Origin of the sequence: Saccharopolyspora flava, from assembly GCF_900116135.1 — a bacterium.
GTDB classification, from domain to species: Bacteria; Actinomycetota; Actinomycetes; order Mycobacteriales; family Pseudonocardiaceae; genus Saccharopolyspora; species Saccharopolyspora flava.
In genome coordinates, this window is sequence record NZ_FOZX01000001.1 from 856150 (window position 1) to 871708 (window position 15559).

At 70.8% G+C, this 15559-nt stretch carries 10 protein-coding genes; 6 read left to right on the forward strand and 4 right to left on the reverse strand.

Going from position 1 to position 15559, the window contains the following annotated elements; translation table 11 throughout:
* Nucleotides 1–60 precede the first annotated feature (60 nt).
* From BM424_RS03920 to BM424_RS28690, 6 genes are all read left to right on the forward strand, one after another.
* The gene (locus tag BM424_RS03920) at nucleotides 61–582 is read left to right on the forward strand and encodes a hypothetical protein (protein WP_245775589.1); all 522 of its coding nucleotides are present in this window, start codon (nucleotides 61–63) and stop codon (nucleotides 580–582) included.
* A 136-nt stretch (nucleotides 583–718) separates the two neighbouring features.
* Nucleotides 719–1693 carry an ABC transporter ATP-binding protein gene (locus tag BM424_RS03925; protein WP_093413723.1) on the forward strand — a complete coding sequence of 325 codons (975 nt, stop codon included), beginning with the start codon at nucleotides 719–721 and terminating at the stop codon, nucleotides 1691–1693.
* Nucleotides 1693–2547: an ABC transporter permease gene (locus BM424_RS03930; protein ID WP_093414632.1), complete on the forward strand. Its 855-nt coding sequence runs from the start codon at nucleotides 1693–1695 to the stop codon at nucleotides 2545–2547. Before BM424_RS03925 ends, BM424_RS03930 begins: the two co-directional genes overlap by 1 nt.
* Nucleotides 2548–2779: 232 nt before the next feature.
* A complete protein-coding gene (locus BM424_RS03935) occupies nucleotides 2780–6448 on the forward strand; it encodes an ABC transporter ATP-binding protein (protein WP_093413724.1) in 3669 nt (1222 codons plus the stop codon).
* Between the two features lie 618 nt (nucleotides 6449–7066).
* The gene (locus tag BM424_RS03940; RefSeq protein WP_245775656.1) at nucleotides 7067–10687 is read left to right on the forward strand and encodes a multifunctional oxoglutarate decarboxylase/oxoglutarate dehydrogenase thiamine pyrophosphate-binding subunit/dihydrolipoyllysine-residue succinyltransferase subunit; all 3621 of its coding nucleotides are present in this window, start codon (nucleotides 7067–7069) and stop codon (nucleotides 10685–10687) included.
* A 199-nt stretch (nucleotides 10688–10886) separates the two neighbouring features.
* Entirely contained in the window at nucleotides 10887–11063 is a 177-nt protein-coding gene (locus BM424_RS28690; RefSeq protein ID WP_093413728.1) for a DUF6104 family protein, read from the forward strand.
* Nucleotides 11064–11108: 45 nt separating this feature from the next.
* Here the strand turns inward: BM424_RS28690 and BM424_RS03950 are convergent, their stop codons facing one another.
* The 4 genes from BM424_RS03950 to BM424_RS03965 all read right to left on the reverse strand — a co-directional run bounded on the left by BM424_RS03950 (nucleotide 11109) and on the right by BM424_RS03965 (nucleotide 15557).
* Entirely contained in the window at nucleotides 11109–12074 is a 966-nt protein-coding gene (locus tag BM424_RS03950) for a zinc-binding dehydrogenase (protein ID WP_093413729.1), read from the reverse strand.
* A 147-nt stretch (nucleotides 12075–12221) separates the two neighbouring features.
* Nucleotides 12222–13004: a class I SAM-dependent methyltransferase gene (locus BM424_RS03955; protein ID WP_093413731.1), complete on the reverse strand. Its 783-nt coding sequence runs from the start codon at nucleotides 13002–13004 to the stop codon at nucleotides 12222–12224.
* A gap of 88 nt (nucleotides 13005–13092) precedes the next feature.
* Entirely contained in the window at nucleotides 13093–14253 is a 1161-nt protein-coding gene (gene hutI, locus BM424_RS03960) for an imidazolonepropionase (protein WP_093413732.1), read from the reverse strand.
* A gap of 14 nt (nucleotides 14254–14267) precedes the next feature.
* Nucleotides 14268–15557: a formimidoylglutamate deiminase gene (locus BM424_RS03965; RefSeq protein ID WP_093413733.1), complete on the reverse strand. Its 1290-nt coding sequence runs from the start codon at nucleotides 15555–15557 to the stop codon at nucleotides 14268–14270.
* Nucleotides 15558–15559 lie beyond the last annotated feature (2 nt).

The following is a 15559-nucleotide window of genomic DNA, read 5'->3' on the forward strand; positions in this document are numbered from 1 at the left end:
CAAGTGCTCCGGCCGGAAACTCCGAAGGCGGCAAAAACGCGCTGAGGGGTGGGAGAAAACGTGACGGACACGGCGCTGCGCAAGGCGGTTCTCGACCGGCTCGACACGCTGGACCGAGCGATGGGCGAAGGCTCTCCGGAAGTGCTGCTTCCGATTGCCCGATCCGAACTGCATCGACTCACCGAAGCCCTGCAATCCCTGTTATCGGCTCACGAACCCGGCGCGGACGGACGCTGCCCGTCCTGCCGGGGAACCCTGCGCGGCCGGCCCTGGCCCTGCAAGGTGTGGCAGGCCGCGCACCACCAGCTGATCACCGAGCGCTCGGCTTCGCGGGAACGCCGCGGCATGCTGCGCAGGCAAACCGGATCGCACCCGCGCACCCCCGAGCCCGAGGTTCCCGTGATCAGCGAGCCGATCGTGTCGACCACCGGGCGCGGCCCGTCGGACTGGGACACCGACGAGTTCATCCGGCCCGACCTGACCACCGTCCCGGTCACCCCGCCCCCGCTCGCCGAACCGGCCGAGGCGCCCGAAGCCGAGCACGGCGCGTTCTACCGCGCGGCCGTCGTCGAGCGCTCCTGACCTGTCGCTCTCCCCCACGTCCGGCACCCGCAACCCGAGACGGCCCCGACACCGCACCGGCCCGCGCCCGCCTGTCCGGCAGGATGGGGGCCGTCAGGGTTGGCACACCGACGGGTGACCGGACGTGGGAGGGCGCGTGCACGACGGCAGCGGTCGCATCCACGTGCAGGGGCTGAACAAGAGGTTCGGTCCCGTGCACGCGGTGCAGGACCTCAGCTTCACGGTGCAGCCCGGCGCGGTCACCGGTTTCCTCGGCCCCAACGGGGCGGGCAAGACCACCGCGCTGCGCATGATCCTCGGGCTCATCACCCCCACCTCGGGCTCCGCGACCATCAACGGGCTGCCGTTCCACCGGCTGCCGAACCCGGGCGGGATCGTCGGGGCCGTGCTCGACGCGCACGGTTTCCACCCCAACCGCACCGCCCGCCACCACCTGCGCTGCTACGCCGCCGCGATGAACGTTCCCGACTCGCAGGTCGACCGGGCTCTGGAACTGGTCGGGCTCGCCGCCGCCGCGGACCGCAAGACCGGCGGGTTCTCGCTGGGCATGCGGCAGCGACTCGCGCTGGCCACCGCGCTGCTCGGCGACCCGCAGATCCTGGTCCTCGACGAGCCCGCCAACGGCCTCGACCCCGAGGGCATCGCGTGGCTGCGGGGATTCCTGCACGCCTTCGCCGCCGGTGGCCGGACGGTGCTGATGTCCAGCCACTTCCTCAGGGAGATCGAGAACACCGTCGACCGCCTGGTCATCATCAGCCAGGGCCGCTGCGTCTACGACGGCCACATCGAGGAGCTGCGCGCCGCCCAGCAGGCCCGCGCGCTGGTGCAGGCCGACTCGCCGGACGTGCTGGTCGGCAGGGTGCAGCAGGCCGGTTTCGGGGTCGAGTACCTGCCGGACGGGCGGCTGGCGGTGATCGGGGCCGATTCCCGCGCGGTCGCCGACCTGGCGCGAGAAGCGGGGGTCGCGCTCTACGCGATGCAGGACGAGCGCATCGACCTGGAGCAGTTGTTCTTCCGCCTCACCCAAGGCCAGTACGCGGGGCTCCCGCAGTACGCCCCGCCGATGCGGGGGACGTGGGCGGATCGGCCCGGCGAAGGTGGGGACGTGTGATGATCGCGCTGATCAAGGCCGAGTACCGGAAGATCTTCACCACCAGCCTGTGGTGGGCGCTGCTGATCCCCGTGGTGGTACTCGGGTTCGGCGCGGGCTGGTTGGGCACCGCGTTCGGCGGGATCATCGACATGATCGAGGAGTTCAGCGCTTCCCTGCCGCTGGGGCTGCTGTCGGTGGCGCTGTCGACGAACTTCGGCACGATCTTCGCGTTGCTGTTCGGGGCGATGGCCTTCGCGGGCGAGTTCCGCTCCAAGTCGATCACCACCACGTACCTGACGGCCAACCCGCGCAGCTCCGTGCTGTGGGCGAAGCTGATCGCCTGCGCCGGGGTCGGGGTGCTCTACGGCCTGGCGAACGTGCTGGTGGCGAGTTTCGGCGCGCTGCTCGGCGCCGGTCAGGACATGGGCAACTTCGGCAGTTTCGGCAGCTGGCTCGGCGTGGGTGGCGCCGGGGTGCTGTCGATGCTGCTGTGGACGCTGCTCGGGGTCGGTTTCGGCGCGCTGATCGCCAACTCCGTGCTGGTGATCATCCTGCCGCTGGTCTACAAGTTCGCGATCGAGTTCATCCTGTCGATCAGCCTGATCGACACGGCCATTTCCGGCATCAGCCCCTACCTGCCGGGCGCGGCGGGCAACGGGATCGTGTCGAACCTGGCGGTACCGCTGTTCGTCTCCGCGGTGGCGGGACCCGACGAGCCGAACACGCCGCGCGCCGCGTTCGAACTGCTGCACCTGTTCTTCGGCGGCACCTACGGGCACCCGTGGTGGGCGAGCCTGCTGACGTTCCTCGGCTACACCGCGCTGTTCGTGGCCGGCGGCTGGTTCGTGAGCACGCGGCGCGACGTGGTGTGAGCAAGGGAACCTTTCTGCCAACCCCGCCGGCGCGCGGGCGAAATGAGCGGAAGGTTCCCTTGCTCACCCGTTGGCGCCGGTCACACCGCAGGATCGGTGGTGCTGCCGCGTCGGTGCGGCGGCCTAATCTGGCGGGGTGAGCGACTCCGAGAATCCCCGCCGTTCCTCCGGCGGCTGGATCCGTCGCCTCTTCGCCGCATGTCGGCGCCACCCGGTCGCGTTGGTGTTGGCGATGGGTGCCTCCGTGACCGCGGTGGGGTTGGAGGCGCTGGTTCCGCTGCTGACCAAGCTCGCGGTCGACGACGCCGTGGCCCGCAGCACCGAGCGGCTGTGGTGGGTCGTGCTCGTGCTGCTGGTGCTGGGGGTGTTCCGGTTCGCGGCCGCGTTCGTCCGCCGCTACAGCGCCGGGCGGCTGGCCCTGGACGTGCAGCACGACCTGCGGCGGGCGGTGTTCGCCGCGATGCAGCGGCTGGACGGCGGCAAGCAGGACGCGCTGCGCACCGGTCAGGTGGTGTCGCGTTCGATCAGCGACCTGCAGCTGGTGAACTCGCTGCTGTCGATGCTGCCGCTGGCGGCGGGCACCGCGGTGCTGGCGGTGTTCGCGATCGCGGCGATGCTGTGGCTGTCGCCGCTGCTCACCGTGGTGGCCTTGATCGTGGCACCGCTGATCGCGTGGGTCTCGGCGCGCAGCAAGAAGCGGTTGTTCCCGGCGACGTGGGCGGCGCAGCAGCGCGCGGCCGACATCGCCCAGCACGTCGAGGAAACCGTCACCGGTGTCCGCGTGGTGAAGGGCTTCGGCCAGGAGCAGCGCGAGGTCGCCCGGTTGGAGACGCGGGCCCGGCGGTTGTTCGCCGCGCGGCTGCGCGCCGCCCGCATGACGTCGCTGCCCGCGGCGAGCTTGGCGACGTTGCCGTCGGCCGGTCAGGTGGGCGTGCTGGGCCTGGGCGGCTGGCTGGTGCTGCAGGACCAGGTGAGCTTGGGAACCTTCGTGGCATTCGCCGGCTACGTGGCGATGCTGTCCGGGCCGGCCCGCATGCTCTCCAGCGTGATGATCCAGGGCCAGCTGGCGCGGGCCGGGGTCGAGCGCATCCACGAGCTCACCGACTCGCAGCCGGAGGTCACCGAGTCCCCCGACGCCCGCAGCCTGCCCGAGGGCCCGCTGGAGGTGCGGCTCGACGAGGTCGGTTTCGGCTACACCCGCGATCAGCCGGTGCTGCGGGACGCGTCGTTGCGGGTCCGCCCGGGCGAGACGGTGGCGCTGGTGGGGCCGGCCGGGTCCGGCAAGTCGACGGTGTCGCTGCTGCTGCCCCGCTTCTACGACGTGCACTCGGGTCGTGTCGCGATCGCCTCCGCTGACACCGGGGAGACCTTCGACCTGCGCGACCTGCGGCTGGATTCGCTGCGCGGCGCGGTGGGCGTGGTGTTCGAGGAGGCGTTCCTGTTCTCCGACACCATTCGCGGCAACATCGCCTACGGGCGCGCCGACGCGAGCGATGAGGACGTGATCGCGGCGGCGAAGGGCGCCGAGGCCCACGAGTTCATCTCCGCGCTTCCCGACGGCTACGACACGGTCGTCGGTGAGCGGGGTTTGACGTTGTCCGGGGGTCAACGGCAGCGGGTGGCGCTGGCGCGGGCGCTGCTGTCGAACCCTCGGGTTCTGGTGCTCGACGACGCGACGTCGGCGGTCGATCCGGCGACGGAGGCCGCGATCCACGAGACGCTGCGGTCGGTGACGGCGCAGCGCACGACGCTGCTCATCGCGCACCGGCGTTCGACGCTGGCGCTGGCGGACCGGATCGCGGTGCTCGACGAGGGCCGCGTGGTGGACGTGGGCACCGAGAGCGAGTTGCGGGAGCGGTGCGGGCTGTTCCGGTCGTTGCTGGCCGGTCCGGGCGAGACCATCGACGATCCGCACGAGGGCCGGGTGGAGGTCTCCCCCGACGGCATCACCCCGGAGCTGTGGCCGCGGGAGGACGAGCCCGCGGCCGAGGTGACGGGAACCGCTGTGTCAGCACCCGGTAGGCACGGCATGGGGGAAGGGACCGTTCCTCCCACGCCGGAGCTGGTGGAGGGCATTCGCGCGTTGCCGCCGGCTCGGGATATGCCTCGGGTGCGGGGAACGGATCCGACCGCGCCCGATCCGCGGTTCCGGTTGTCGCGGCTGCTTCGGCCGATCCGGTGGGGTCTGGTGCTGACGGTCGCGCTGGTCGCCGGGGACGCGTTGACGTCGGTGCTGCTGCCGTCGCTGGTGCGGCACGGCATCGACAGCGGTGTCGGGACCGCCGATGTCGACGCGTTGTGGCTGGCCACGGGTCTGGCGGCGGTGCTGGTGGCCTGCGGGTGGCTGGTGATCAAGCTGCAGACGGTGATCACGGCCCGCACCGGCGAGACGCTGCTCTACGTGCTGCGACTGCGCAGCTTCGCGCACCTGCAGCGCTTGGGCCTGGACTTCTACGAGCGGGAGCTGGCCGGGCGGATCATGACCCGGATGACCACCGACGTCGACGCGCTGTCGTCGTTCCTGCAGACGGGTTTGGCGACGTTCGTGGTGAGCGTGCTGACGCTGCTGGGCATCGCGGGTGCGCTGCTGATCACCGATCCGTCGCTGGCGCTGGTGGCGATGGCGGTGCTGCCGGTGTTGGTGGTGGCCACGATCGTGTTCCGCAGGGTGTCCTCGACCGCCTACGCCGAGGCGCGGGAGCGGGTCAGCACCGTCAACGCGGATCTGCAGGAGAACGTCTCGGGCATGCGGGTCGCTCAGGCGCACCGCCGCGAGGGGCACGCCGCGAAGGTGTTCGCGCAGCGCAGCGACGCCTATCGGCGGTCGCGGCTGCGGGCTCAGCGCTACATCGCCACCTATTTCCCGTTCGTGGCGCTGCTGTCGGAGATCGCGCAGGCGGCGGTGCTGGGCGTGGGTGCGGCGCGGGTCGCCTCGGGTGAGCTGACGGCCGGTGTGCTGGTCGCTTTCCTGCTGTACCTGGGGTTGTTCTTCTCCCCGGTGCAGCAGTTGTCCGGGGTGTTCGACGGCTACCAGCAGGCGCGGGTGGGGTTGCGGCGCATCGGTGAGCTGCTGCGCACGCCGACGTCGGTGCCGGCGCCCGCCGAGCCGGTCGAGGTGCCCGCGCGACTGCGGGGTGAGGTGGAGTTGCGGGACGTCTCGTTCCGCTACCCGGGCACCGAGCAGTGGGCGCTGCGGGACGTGAACCTCCGGGTGCGTCCCGGGGAGACGGTGGCGCTGGTGGGTGCCACGGGTGCGGGCAAGTCGACCCTGATCAAGCTGATCGCCCGGTTCTACGACGTCACCGAGGGCGCGGTGCTGGTCGATGGGACGGATGTGCGCGGCTACGGGCTGGCGGCGTTCCACCAGCGGCTGGCGGTGGTGCCGCAGGAGGGGCACCTGTTCACCGGGGATGTCGCCGACAACATCACCTACGCGCGTCCCGATGCCGGGCCCGCGGAGGTGGAGGCGGCGGCCCGCGCGGTGGGGGCGTTGCCGGGGATCGCGATGTTGCCTCGCGGGTTCCGGCAGGAGGTCGGTGAGCGCGGCCGGGGGTTGTCGGCGGGTCAGCGGCAGCTGGTGGCGTTGGCGAGGGCGCAGCTGGTGGAGCCGGACGTGCTGCTGCTCGACGAGGCGACGGCGGCGTTGGATCCGGCGACGGAGTCGCTGGTGGTGGCGGCCAGTGATCGGCTGGCGGCGCGGCGCACGACGTTCGTGGTGGCGCACCGGTTGGGCACGGCGGCGCGCGCGGATCGGATCGTGGTGGTCGATGGCGGGCGGATCGTCGAGCAGGGCGGGCACGAGGAGCTGGTGGCCCGGCAGGGGCACTACGCGCGGTTGTGGCGGGCGGCGGACGACTCGTCCGAGGGCGGTTCCGTCGCGGAGGCGAGCAACATCGCGTGAAGCAGGGGAACCTTCCTGTCATCCCGGCCCGCCGCCATCCGGCGCGCTGACGCCCCGGGTGCGGCGGCGGGCGAGTTACTCCTAGGTCACTTCGAGGTCGCCGACGGGTGTGAGGAAGGGAACCTTTCTGTCACGATTGCCACATCTGGGCCCGTGATCGCACGCACCGGAACCGGTTCGACACGGTCCGCGATCAGCAACCGGGAAAACCGGGCGTCGCCGTGCGGGATGAGGGGCGCGTTCTCGCCATGCGGTCGGTTCGGTTACCAGTTGAGAACACAGCGTGGCGGTGAAACGCCATAATGAACATGTACGACAACCCGTACGGAGTAGTGCCAAGCGGCGCTGATCAGCGAACGAAGCACGCCGAGGACGGCTGATGGTCATGCGAACGGCTCAGGAGGAGTCCCATCTCCGCTGGCCGGACGACCCTGATCGATTCTGTGACCGGAGTCCTTCCGCCGAACGGCCGTCCTGTGTGTCAACCTCGCGAATCGGGCGGCTAGCCTGGTACCCGAGTGTGTCTGTAAATCACGAGCATATGGATCGAGGCGAACGCCAGCCGTGTCCAGCAGCCCCGCGTCACAGTTCGGCCCCAATGAGTGGCTGATCGAGGAGATGTACGAGCAGTTCCTCCAAGATCCCACCTCCGTAGACTCGGCGTGGCACGAATTCTTCGCCGACTACAAGTCGGACCAGGCGAAAAACGAGAACACCGCTACCGCTGCTGCGGCCGGCGCTGCAGCGGCCCCGACCCAGACGGCCACCGCGACCCGCGCCGCCGACACCAACGGCCAGGCGTCCGCCGCGCCCGCCGCCAAGCCCGCCCCCGCCGCTCCGAAGCCTTCTCCGCAGCAGGCCGCGAAGGCCGCGCCGGTGAAGCAGCCGCAGGCCGAGGGCGACGTCAAGACGCTGCGGGGTGCCGCCGCCGCGATCGCCAAGAACATGGACCAGTCGCTGACGGTCCCCACCGCGACCAGCGTGCGCGCGGTGCCGGCGAAGCTGCTGTTCGACAACCGCATCGTCATCAACAACCACCTCAAGCGGAACAAGGGCGGGAAGGTCTCCTTCACGCACCTGATCGGCTACGCGCTGATCAGGGCGGTCAAGGACTTCCCGAACATGAACCGCCACTACGGCGAGGACGCCAAGGGCAAGCCCGCGGCCGTCACGCCGGAGCACGTCAACCTGGGCCTGGCCATCGACATGCCGGGCAAGGACGGGTCGCGCAACCTCGTGGTCGCCTCCATCAAGGGCTGCGAGGACATGACGTTCTACCAGTTCTGGCAGGCCTACGAGGACATCATCCGCAAGGCGCGCGGTGGCACGCTGACCGCGGACGACTTCTCCGGCACCACGATCTCGCTGACCAACCCGGGCCCGTCCGGCACCAACCACTCGGTGCCGCGGCTGACCAAGGGCCAGAGCGCGATCATCGGCGTCGGGGCGATGGACTACCCGGCCGAGTTCCAGGGCGCCAGCGAGAAGACGCTGGTCGACATGGGCATCAGCAAGATCGTGACGCTGACGTCCACCTACGACCACCGCGTCATCCAGGGCGCCGAGTCCGGTGACTTCCTGCGCCGCGTGCACCAGCTGCTGCTGGGCGAGGACGGGTTCTTCGACGACATCTTCGCGTCGCTGCGCATCCCGTACGAGCCGGTGCGCTGGACCCAGGACATCCCCGAGGGCGCGGTCGACAAGACCGCCCGGGTGCTCGAGCTCATCGACGCCTACCGCACCCGCGGCCACCTGATGGCCGACATCGACCCGCTGAACTACCGGCAGCGCCGCCACGAGGACCTCGACGTCCTGTCGCACAGCCTCACCCTGTGGGACCTGGACCGCGAGTTCGCGGTGGGTGGTTTCGCCGGCCGCGAGAAGATGAAGCTGCGCGACGTGCTGGGCGTGCTGCGCGACTCCTACTGCCGCACGGTCGGCGTGGAGTACATGCACATCCTGGAGCCCGACGAGCGCGAGTGGCTGCAGCAGCGGGTCGAGAAGCCGCACACCAAGCCGGACTCGACCGAGCAGAAGTACATCCTGTCGAAGCTCAACGCCGCCGAGGCGTTCGAGACGTTCCTGCAGACCAAGTACGTCGGTCAGAAGCGCTTCTCGCTGGAGGGCGCCGAGACCGTGGTGCCGCTGCTGGACGCGGTGCTGGACAACTCCGCGGCGCACGAGCTCGACGAGGTCGTCATCGGCATGCCGCACCGCGGCCGGCTGAACGTGCTGGCCAACATCGTCGGCAAGCCGATCTCGCAGATCTTCCGCGAGTTCGAGGGCAACCTCGACCCGGGTCAGGCGCACGGTTCCGGTGACGTGAAGTACCACCTGGGCGCCGAGGGCAAATACTTCCGGATGTTCGGCGACGGCGAGACGAAGGTGTCGCTGACCTCGAACCCGTCCCACCTGGAGGCCGTGGACCCGGTGCTGGAGGGCATCGTCCGCGCCAAGCAGGACATCCTGGACAAGGGCCAGGAGGGCTTCACGGTGCTGCCGGTGCTGCTGCACGGTGACGCCGCGTTCGCCGGTCAGGGCGTGGTCGCCGAGACGCTGAACCTGTCGCTGCTGCGCGGCTACCGCACCGGCGGCACGGTCCACGTGATCGTCAACAACCAGGTCGGCTACACCACCGCGCCGGAGCACTCGCGTTCCAGCAAGTACTGCACCGACGTGGCGAAGATGATCGGCGCGCCGGTCTTCCACGTCAACGGCGACGACCCCGAGGCCTGCGTGTGGGTCGCGCGGCTGGCCGTGGAGTACCGCCAGGCGTTCGGCAAGGACGTCGTGATCGACATGGTCTGCTACCGCCGTCGCGGCCACAACGAGGGCGACGACCCGTCGATGACGCAGCCGAAGATGTACGACGCGATCGACAAGATGCGCAGCGTCCGCAAGGTCTACACCGAGTCGCTGATCGGCCGCGGGGACATCACCGTGGACGAGGCGGAGAAGGCCCTCAAGGACTACGCCGCGCAGCTGGAGCACGTGTTCAACGAGGTCCGCGAGCTGGAGAAGCACCCGCCGACGCCGAGCCCGTCGGTGGAGTCCGAGCAGCAGGTTCCGCGTGGTCTGTCAACGGCGATCCCGCAGGAGACGCTGGAGCGGATCGCCGAGGCGCAGATCAACCTGCCGGAGGGCTTCGCCCCGCACCCGCGCGTGAAGCCGGTGCTGGAGCGTCGCGCCAAGATGGGCCGCGAGGGCGGCATCGACTGGGCGTTCGGCGAGCTGCTGGCGTTCGGTTCGCTGGTGATGGAGGGCCGCCAGGTCCGCCTGACCGGTCAGGACAGCCGGCGGGGCACGTTCGGTCAGCGCCACTCGGTGCTCATCGACCGCAAGAACGACTCCGAGTACACGCCGCTGCAGAACCTCTCGGACGACCAGGGCAAGTTCCTGGTCTACGACTCGGCGCTGTCGGAGTTCGCCGCGCTGGGCTTCGAGTACGGCTACTCGGTGGGCAACCCCGAGTCGCTGGTGCTGTGGGAGGCGCAGTTCGGTGACTTCTTCAACGGCGCCCAGTCGATCATCGACGAGTTCATCTCGTCCGGTGAGGCCAAGTGGGGTCAGCGCTCCGATGTGGTGATGCTGCTGCCGCACGGCCAGGAGGGTCAGGGCCCGGACCACAGCTCGGGCCGCATCGAGCGGTGGCTGCAGCTGTGCGCCGAGGGGTCGATGACGGTCGCGATGCCGTCGACTCCGGCGAACTACTTCCACCTGCTGCGGCGGCACGCTCTCGACGGCATCCACCGCCCGCTGGTGGTGTTCACGCCGAAGTCGATGCTGCGCCTGAAGGCCGCGACCAGCCCGGTCGAGGACTTCACCGAGGGCAAGTTCACGTCGGTCATCGACGACCCGGCGCAGCCGGACCCGTCGCAGGTCAAGAACCTGGTGCTGTGCACCGGCAAGCTCTACTACGAGCTGGCGGCCTACCGCGACAAGAACGGCATCACCGACACCGCGGTGGCGCGGTTGGAGCAGCTCTACCCGCTGCCCCACCGCAAGCTGGGCGCCCTGTTCGAGCGGTACCCGAACCTGGAGTCGGTCCGCTGGACGCAGGAGGAGCCGGCGAACCAGGGTGCGTGGCCGTTCCTGGGCTTGGCCCTGACCGAGCAGTTCCCGGAGCTGGTCGGCAAGCTGACGCGGGTCTCGCGTCGTCCGATGGCCGCGCCGGCCACGGGTCTGGCGAAGGTCCACGAGGTCGAGCAGGCCGAGGTCGTGGCGAACGCGTTCGCCTGATCTCCACGGCTTGAGCGGGCCGTCGGTTCCTCCGGGAACCGGCGGCCCGCTTTTTCGCGCCCAGGCGGGGTGGCGGAGTGTGCACGGGAACCTTCCGCTCATCTCGGGCGGGGCTGTTCCGCGTGGTGGAGGCCCGTTTCGTACCCTGCTGTTCCCGACCACACCGCGTCGAAGATCGACCGAGCACTAGGAGGAAGCGGTGTACTTCACCGACCGCGGCATTGAGGAACTCGAGGAGCGTCGCGGTGACGACGAGGTCACCTTGGCGTGGGTCGCCGACCGGATGCGGGCCTTCGTGGACCTCAACCCGGATTTCGAGGACGCCACTGAGCGTTTGGCGACCTTCCTCGCGCGCGACGACGCCGACGACGAGTGAGCCGGGCCCGGCCGCGCACCCCCGGGAAGCGCGGCCGGGCCTCGGTCAGGGATGCAGGACGGCGCGTCCGACGATCTCGCGGCGTTCGATGGCGGTGTGGGCGTCGGCGACCTTCTCCAGGGGGAAGGCGGCTCCGATGGCCGGGCTGATGCGTCCCGCGGCGGCCTCGGCGAGGGCTCTGCCGAGCAGTTCCCGGCGGCGTTCACGCGTGTTGAGCCCCAGGTCGAAGAGCCCGGTGACGGTCACGTCGCGGCGGCGGGCCTCGTCGAGGTCGATGTCGGCGAAGTCGCCGTCGGAGGCCCCGTAGGTGATGACCCGCGCGCCGCGAGCCACGGCCCCGAACGCGTCGCGTCCGTAGGCGCCGCCGGCGCCGTCGACGAGCACGTCGACTCCGCCGGTGAGGTCGCGGACCCGTTCCACCCAGTCCGGTGCGCCGTAGTCGACCGGCTCGGCGCCGAGCGACCGCGCGTGGGCGAGTTTCTCCTCGCCGCGGGCCGCGCCGAGGACGCGCGCTCCGGCTGCGATGGCCAGCTGGATGACGATGCCCGCCGCTCCCCCGGCCGCCGCGGTGACGAGCACGTTCTCCCCCGGCCGCATCCTGGCGTGGTCGGCGATGCCCAGGGCGGTGACGGCGTCGTGCAGCAGCACGACGGCGGCCTGCTCGTCGAGACCGCCGGGGATGACCGCGAGTTCGGCGACCGGGACGGGGACGAGTTCGGCGCAGGTGCCGCTGTTGCCGGTGTCGGCGACGACGGTGGTGCCCAGCCACGCCGGGTCGACGTCCTCGCCGAGCGCGACCACCTCGCCCGCCACCCCGTCGCCGGGGGTGTAGGGCGGGTTCATCTCGAAGTACTCGCGTCCCCAGCCCTGGCGGAGCCGGGTGTCGATGAACAGCACGTCCACGGCCGCCATCCGGACCAGGACTTCTCCCGGTCGTGGTTCGGGCACGGGTCGTTCGACCACCGACAGGACTTCCGGTCCCCCGAACTCGTTCACCTGCACCGCTCGCATTCCGATCACTCCGCCCTTCGCGTCGACTGCACCCACCGTCGAACTTCGAGCGAGCTGGAGGTCAAGGGGGCGTTTCGGTCAGGAGGGACTCGGCGGAGTCGATACCGGTCAGATCGATCGCCATGACACGTCGCGGCGATGAAGGGGTCATCCGAGTCGCTGCGCGAACGCGAGCTGGGTCAGATAGCGCTTGGTGATGGTGCCGCCGTCTTCCTCGATGCACCTGCCGATGCAGGTCAGCAGCTGCTCGCGGGCGGAGTCGGGCATCGCCCGGTGGCCCGAGTAGGTCATCAGCAGGTCGAGGTAGGCGTCGACCGCGTAGGTCGCTTCCCACTCGTAGTGGTGGAACTCCGGCGGGCTGAACCGGCCCGACCGGTGGAACTCGTCCGGGTCCTGGGCGATCTCGTCGGCCGCGGGAAGCCGCCGGCCTCGTTCGGTGCGCGGATCGAACCGTTCGTAGCAGCGCTGGATCCGGGTGAAGGACTCCTCGCTGCCACCGGCGATGTGGTGCGTCGACACCACGGCCAGCGCACCTCGCGGACGCAGCGCATCGGCGGCCTTGGCCATGCGCAGCTCGGGGTCGAGCCAGTGGAACGAGGTCGCGGCCACCACGAGGTCGAAGCCCACCGGAGGCAGCTCCCAGCTCTCGAAGTCCTCGACGACGACCCGCGCCGACGGGTAACCGGCCAGGTGCTCCCGGGCGAGCTTCACCATCTCCTCGCTCCGGTCGAGCGCGGTGAGCGCGAAACCCCGACCGGCCAGGGGCACCGTCGCCTGCCCGGTGCCGCAGCCGATCTCCAGGACGCGGGCCCCTTCCCCCACCGCGGCCGTGAGCACGTCGAACAGCTGGGACGGATACCCCGGACGGCACCGGTCGTAGCGCTCGGCGTCCTGCCCGAACACCGAGCGCAGCCGCTCGCGGTCGTTCACCGAGCCATTTCCGAACCGACGGCCATGACGGCAGTGTACGAAGGCGCGGCGATGTTGACAGGAAGGTTCCCGTGCTCACCGGCGGCCGTCAGCGAACGCGGTCGCCTTTCCGCCACACCGCGTGGGTGAGGGGAACCCCGGGCCGGTAGGCGAGCCACGTCGTGCTCGGGGCGTCGAGCACGTGCACGTCCGCGCGGGCTCCGGGGCGCAGCACGCCGACCGCACCGTCGCCGGTCTCGCGCCGCAGGGCGCGCGCCCCTCCCCAGGTCGCGGCGAGCACGGCTTCGGTGATGCTCATCCGCATCTGCAGCACGGCGGTGGCCACGCAGAACGCCATCGACGAGGTGTAGGACGAGCCGGGGTTGCAGTTGCTGGCGAGGGCGACGGTGGCTCCCGCGTCCAGCAGCGCGCGGGCGTCCGGGAGCGGCTGGCGGGTGGACAGGTCGCAGGCCGGGAGCAAGGTCGCGACCGTGTCGGAGTTCGCGAGCGCGTCGACGTCGGCGGTGCTGAGGTGGGTGCAGTGGTCCACGCTGGCCGCGTCCAGCTCGACCGCCAGCGCCACGCCGGGGCCCGGCCCGAGCTGGTTGCCGTGGACCCGCAACCCCAGGCCGCGTTGCCGGGCGGCGTGCAGCACTCGCCGGGATTGGGTGGCGTCGAAGGCACCTTCCTCGCAGAACACGTCGCACCAGCCGACGTGCTCCGCGACGGCGTCGAGCATGTCGCCGCACACCAGGTCCACGTAGTCGTCGGCATCGGTTCCCGGGGGAACGAGGTGCGCGCCGAGGAAGGTGATCTCGTCGGCGATGCCCGCGGCCACCTTCGCGGACCGCAGTTCGTCGGCGACCGTCAGCCCGTATCCGGTCTTGGTCTCCACGCACGTCGTGCCCTGGGCGGCCGCTTCGTCGACGTGGCGGCGGAGGGTGTCGGCGAGTTCGGTGTCGGAGGCCCTCCTGGTGGCGTCGACGGTGACCGCGATCCCGCCCGCCCGGTAGGGCTGCCCGGACATGCGGGCGGCGAACTCGTCGGTGCGGTCGCCGGCGAACACGAGGTGGGTGTGGCTGTCCACCCAGCCGGGCAGGACCGCTCGCCCTCCGACGTCGACGCGCTCGTCGGCGGCGGGGGCGTGCCGGGAGGAACCGACCCACGCGACCCGGTCGCCCTCGAGGACCAGCGCGGCGTCGGCGAGGGGTCCGAGCTCGTCGTCGTGGGTGGTGAGTTCACCTATTCCAGTGATAACAGTGGCTGGCATCGTTGGCTGTTTCCTCACGCTCGCAGTGCCGCGATGGATTCCCGCAGTTCACGCGCGGTGTCGATGTCGGTGTGAGCGCCGCCGGTGACGACGGTCCGGCCGTCGACGATCACCTCGCGCACGTCGGCGGCGCGCGCCACGGCCGGTACCGCTTCCGGAGCGACACCCGCCAACCGCGTCGAGTCCAGGTCGACCGCGACGAAGTCGGCGCGGGCACCCGGTTCGAGCCGACCGGCATCGGGGTGCCCCAGCGCCGCGTGGGCGGTGGCCATCGACAGCAGCTCCCCCGGTGCGTGATGTCCCCGCGTCTCGGTCGCCAACCGCTGGTAGGCCTCCACGGACTGGGCCTCGGCGAGCACGTCGATCACCGAGTGCCCGTCGCTGCCCAGCGACAGCGGACTTCCCGCCACCGCCAGCGGACCGGCGGGACCGATCCCGTCGGCCAGGTCCGCCTCGGTCGTCGGGCACAGGCACACCCCGGTGCCGCTTCCGCCCAGCAGCGCCACGTCCCCGGCCGCGAGGTGGGTGGCGTGCACGGCGGTCACGTTCTCGCCGAGCGCGCCGCGTTCGGCGAGCAGCTGCGTCGGGGTCCGCCCGTGCGCGGCCAGGCACGCCTCGTTCTCGGCGCGCTGCTCGGACAGGTGGAGGTGCAGGGGAACCTTCCTGTCACGCGCCCACCCCGCGACGGTCTCGATGGCCTCGGCGGGCACCGCCCGCACCGAGTGCACGGCGGCCCCGGTCGTGACCTCGGGTGCGGTGAAGGTCTCCACGCGTTCGCCCCACCGGCTCGCGTCGCCGTCGGAGAACCTGCGCTGGATCGGGTCGAGTTCCCGGCCGAAGCCACCGGTGAGGTAGCAGGTGTCCAGCAGCGTCAACCTGATTCCGGCGTCCCGGGCGGCGTGGGCGAGTGCGTGGCTCATCGCGTTGGGGTCGCGGTAGCGGGAACCGCCGGGGGCGTGGTGGAGGTAGTGGAACTCGCCGACGCCGGTGATGCCCGCCTGCACCATCTCCGCGTAGACGCCGCGGGCCAGCAGGTAGTAGCTGTCCGGGTCGAGCCGCTCGGCGATCCGGTACATCCGTTCCCGCCAGGTCCAGAACGTCCCGCGATCGGTGTCGCCGCGCAGCGCCCGGTGGAAGGCGTGCGAGTGCGCGTTGGCCAAGCCCGGCAGCACCAGCCCGGGAAGCCGCCGCGCACCGCCGGGCGCCTCCCCCTTCCGCACGGTGGTGATCCGTCCGGCCTCGACCTCGAACAGCACGTCCTGGCAGGGACCGTCGGGCAGCCACGCCCACGCGCACCAGAACATCC

Bases quoted from the DNA above. Each gene is read 5' to 3' on its own strand.
- BM424_RS03965 (WP_093413733.1), bottom strand. From the start codon at position 15,557: ATGTTCTGGTGCGCGTGGGCGTGGCTGCCCGACGGTCCCTGCCAGGAC.
- BM424_RS03950 (WP_093413729.1), bottom strand. From the start codon at position 12,074: ATGCGAGCGGTGCAGGTGAACGAGTTCGGGGGACCGGAAGTCCTGTCG.
- BM424_RS03930 (WP_093414632.1), top strand. From the start codon at position 1,693: ATGATCGCGCTGATCAAGGCCGAGTACCGGAAGATCTTCACCACCAGC.
- BM424_RS03935 (WP_093413724.1), top strand. From the start codon at position 2,780: ATGGGTGCCTCCGTGACCGCGGTGGGGTTGGAGGCGCTGGTTCCGCTG.
- hutI (WP_093413732.1), bottom strand. From the start codon at position 14,253: ATGCCAGCCACTGTTATCACTGGAATAGGTGAACTCACCACCCACGAC.
- BM424_RS03940 (WP_245775656.1), top strand. From the start codon at position 7,067: ATGTACGAGCAGTTCCTCCAAGATCCCACCTCCGTAGACTCGGCGTGG.